The following is a 3,706-nucleotide window of genomic DNA, read 5'->3' as shown; positions in this document are numbered from 1 at the left end:
TGAAGAGTTACGGAAGCACGCACCGCGGGATCATGCACTCGGTCGAGCACCGTTCACACAAGGGCCTGAACAACCGGGCCGGGAACAGCCACCAGGGGCTTGTCAAGTTGCTACTGGGGTAGGTGAGTTGGGGTATGCCGGTGGTGCGGGCGGTGTCTGGCTCAGGCGGTCGTGGCCATGAGTGTGGTGCCGGTGATCTGGTGCCAGATGGTGAAGCGGTTGGTCATCTCGGTGCGGTAGTCGGGGGCGGTCATCAGGTGCCGGCGGGGACGGAAGTGCGGTGAGATCCGGGAGAAGGAGGTGAGGAATCTCTGGGCGGTGCCGACGTGGCGGAAGCCCTTCATGCCGTGTTCGCGCTCGCGTGTGGGTGTATGGGGTTTTCCGCCCGGTTGCTGAGATGTTTCGAGCTGCGGTGCTCGACCGACGGCATGACGTCCCGGCGGGCGGCACCATATGAACGGAGCTTGTCCGTGACGATCACACGGGGCAGGGTCCCGGTGCCCTTGGGGAGCTTGCGGAAGAAGCGCTTCGCGGCCTGGGTGTCGCACTTGTCAGTCACGAGGATGTCCAGCACGTTCCCGTCCTGGTCCACCGCACGCCATAAGTACCGCATCTGTCCGTTGACCTTGATGAAAACTTCGTCCAGATGCCACCGGTCACCCGGGCGGGGCTGCCGGCGGCGCAGCCTTGCGGCGTAGGCCGGGCCGAACCGCTCGCACCACAGCCGGATCGCCTCGTACGAGACCTGGATGCCGCGCTCGAACAGCAGCTCCTCCACATCACGGAACGACAGAGGGAAACGGTGATACAGCCAGACCGCGTGCGCGATCACCTCCGACGGGAACCGGAAGCCCTTGTACGACGGTGCAGCACTGTCCACCAGCAGACCCCTCCCCCGACGATCTACACCAAGATCATCGCACCCCACCCCTCAAGACCAAGCCCTAATAGGTGGGTGCGGGCCCTGCCCTGAGTCCGCCCAGCAGCACCTCGGTGAAACTGCGTACCCACTCCTCGTCCGCCGGTTTGCCGCTCACCAGGGTGCGGTGGACCACCGCACCCGCCACCACGCCGAAGATCAGCTCCACCGTGCGGGCGGCCTCCTCTGATCAGGGATTTTCGGACGTGCGCCTGTCGGCAAGCCTCGGCCGTGCGACGTGCAGGGTGAGCCTTGATCACCGTGACTGCCAGCTTGGTGATACGAGCGGAAGACACCGTCGCGGGGGCGGCGACTGCACCGTGGCGTAGTCGAGGCGCTGTCCGAGGCGCGATAATGAGAGGCATGTCCGTGTCCTCCACGTCGTCGGCGCCGAGCGCATACGAGATGTTGCGCGAGCAGTACGCACTGCGGCTTCCCGCCTCACTGGATGAGCTCGTCGGTCCGTCGGCTGGCACAGTGGACCTGCCCTTGCACGTAGTCTGGTCCGGGCGTCGCTCGTACGGGCTGAGCCAGCCTCGCTCACGGATGAGCCTCTACCGCACCGTCCTGGCTGAAGGACAGCGTCAGGACCTGATCGCGTTCCTCAACTGCGATCTGCTCATCGCCCAGTGGCCCCTCCTGCGTACGCTGATCAGCCGTCCCCTCCGCGACGCCTGGGAGAGCCGCTTCCCCGAGCTGCCCACAAACAAGGCCGCCACCGCCGCGTGAACTTCTCCAACCTGCACCGTCGCCTCCTGGCCGACGTCCTCGACATCGGGACCCCGTATCCGCTGGTGATCACCGGTGGATACGCGGTCCAAGCTCACGGCCTGGGCAACCGCCTCTCCCAGGACGTCGACGTAGCCACCGAGAACCCCGCACCGATCGGCGAGATCGTCCGCTCCGTGAGCCACGGGCTCGCGGAGCGTGGCTGGCAGGTCGAACAGATCGAGATTGGGGCGCTTTCCGGCCGGCTCCTCGCCACCGACCCCAGCACGGGCGAACAGTGCGAGGTCGACGTCCTGAAAGAGGTGCTCTGGCACCCACCGACGTCCAGCGAGTACGGCCCGCTGTCACTGGATGACGTGATCGGAACCAAGGTTCGGGCGCTGGCCGACAGAGGCGCGGTGCGCGATCTGATCGACGTCCACGCCGCATCCCAGCACCGGTCCAAGGCCGACCTTGAGAACCTAGGCCGACGCCACGCACGGTTCGAATTCAATCTGGAAGACCTTCGCGACCGTCTCGCCGGCGCGGAATGGTGGGATGACCAGGACTACGCCGACTACGGCCTCCAGCCCGATCAGATCGATGCCCTGCGGACGTGGGCTCTGGAGTGGGCCACCGACATCGGAGCACGTCTAGAGAGTGACCAGGACCCCGACGATCTCTAACAGCGGCGTCGGTCAACTCCTTCAGTCGCTTCAGTCGCTCCGGCGACAAGTACAGCGAAACCGCGCCTCCGTGTGCGAGGCACAGCCTCGAGCGCCGCAGTGGCACCGGGCGCCAGGGCGGATGCTGGCGGCTTTGGCGTGGGCAGCGGCGTGCCGAGCGGCGAACTGGCGCAAGCACGCCAGATCCTTGGAGGGAGGCGGCATCCGGCAGTCGGTGTTGCTGCAGGAGACCGTGGCAGAACGGTCACTGCGTCCGGTGAGCCGGATCGTCCAGGCCCTCCCAGGCACGCGCTCGGTGGAGGTTGCAGTGTGCGCCATCGTCACGCGGGGCTGTCCGTTCGTGAGGCACGGAAGCGGGTTGTCGGTCCACTATGTGCTACCCGCAGGCCATGGAGACACCCGGTTGTTCTGTCGAGCCTCCTCGCCGGGCCGACCCCCTGGTGACCTCCCCGGACACGAGGTGTAGCCTCGCCTCGTTCGCGCACCACCGTCCGGTGCGCTGGGGAGGGAGCCTCCATGGACTAGGACGGCTCGGCACGGGTGTACCGCAGAGGACGCAGACGGCCCCGACGCGCCGCGCTGCTCTCCTTCGTCCTCATGGGCAACGCCGCGTTGCAGATCATCCGCACCCGCCACGACGTACCGCTGTGGTGGGCGCCCCTCACACTGGCGCTCCTCGTCGCGATCAACAGGTCTCCCGCCCGGACGGGGAGCAGCGTCTCACGCAGCGTCGGCCCTTCGGCCAGCACGCCGCCGAGGTTGCCGGCCCAGGCCACACCTTGCGGGTAGGCCTTGCCGTTCTTGGCCCGCGGATCGCCCACCACGCCGGTCTTGATACCCGAGGTGTCATACGCCTGGGCATGCACCACCCAGCGCGCGGCCTCGGCGAAACCGATCCGCAGCACTCCCGGAAACCGCGCGGTGAAGAACGGGGCGCCGTTGGGGACATCCGCGACAATCCGGTTCAGCGAGAACACCTCATCGCCCGGCGTGCGCAGCCCCGGCGTCTGGAAGAAGGGCGTGCGCGTGTGGAACAGGTCGAACCGGTGGCGGTGCTCATCCAGGTAGCCGGGCACCGCAGCGAACGGGTCGTCGTCCTCCCACAGCTCGGCCCACGTCTCTATGTCCGCCGGCCCGTCCAGGGCGTCGTACGCGATCGCCAGAAGCAACCGCATCAAAATCCTGGGTGGGCAGATCACCCGCCAGCCGGCAGATCCGCCCGGCGTGCGCGAAGACCTGGCGCAGGGACAGCTCCGTCTCGCCGCCGTCCAGCAGCTGCACCGGCAGCCACGCACAATGAGCCTTTTCAACGGTGAGCCTGCAGGGTGAGGATGGCCTTTGTGGTTGACGTGAGTGCGTTCGGGCTGAGTCTGGCCTTGCGGAGGATCCGCCA

2 protein-coding genes and 4 pseudogenes are annotated in these 3,706 nt (G+C 67.0%); 3 read left to right on the top strand and 3 right to left on the bottom strand.

Going from position 1 to position 3,706, the window contains the following annotated elements:
• Positions 1 to 92, top strand: a pseudogene (locus tag ABZ624_RS42380) (IS6 family transposase); the annotation flags it as partial.
• A gap of 69 nt (positions 93 to 161) precedes the next feature.
• Here the strand turns inward: ABZ624_RS42380 and ABZ624_RS42375 are convergent.
• Both ABZ624_RS42375 and ABZ624_RS42370 read right to left on the bottom strand, forming a co-directional pair.
• Positions 162 to 886: pseudogene (locus tag ABZ624_RS42375) on the bottom strand (IS6 family transposase).
• A gap of 58 nt (positions 887 to 944) precedes the next feature.
• Positions 945 to 1,106: pseudogene (locus ABZ624_RS42370) on the bottom strand (TetR family transcriptional regulator); the annotation flags it as partial.
• Positions 1,107 to 1,282: 176 nt separating this feature from the next.
• Between ABZ624_RS42370 and ABZ624_RS42365 the strand changes: the two are divergent.
• Complete coding sequence (locus ABZ624_RS42365) at positions 1,283 to 1,648, top strand: hypothetical protein (RefSeq protein ID WP_360100977.1); 366 nt, start codon at positions 1,283 to 1,285, stop codon at positions 1,646 to 1,648.
• The gene (locus ABZ624_RS42360) at positions 1,645 to 2,313 is read left to right on the top strand and encodes a nucleotidyl transferase AbiEii/AbiGii toxin family protein (RefSeq protein WP_360100974.1); all 669 of its coding nucleotides are present in this window, start codon (positions 1,645 to 1,647) and stop codon (positions 2,311 to 2,313) included. The genes ABZ624_RS42365 and ABZ624_RS42360 overlap by 4 nt, the downstream gene beginning before the upstream one ends.
• Before the next feature lie 710 nt (positions 2,314 to 3,023).
• On the opposite strand, the pseudogene casA reads toward ABZ624_RS42360, so the two are convergent.
• A pseudogene (gene casA, locus ABZ624_RS42355) lies at positions 3,024 to 3,600 on the bottom strand (type I-E CRISPR-associated protein Cse1/CasA); the annotation flags it as partial.
• Positions 3,601 to 3,706 lie beyond the last annotated feature (106 nt).

The organism is Streptomyces sp. NPDC007205 (genome assembly GCF_040634095.1).
Taxonomy (GTDB): Bacteria; Actinomycetota; Actinomycetes; order Streptomycetales; family Streptomycetaceae; genus Streptomyces.
The sequence above is the reverse complement of the archived record's forward strand: the minus strand, read 5'-3'. Positions and strand labels throughout refer to the sequence as shown.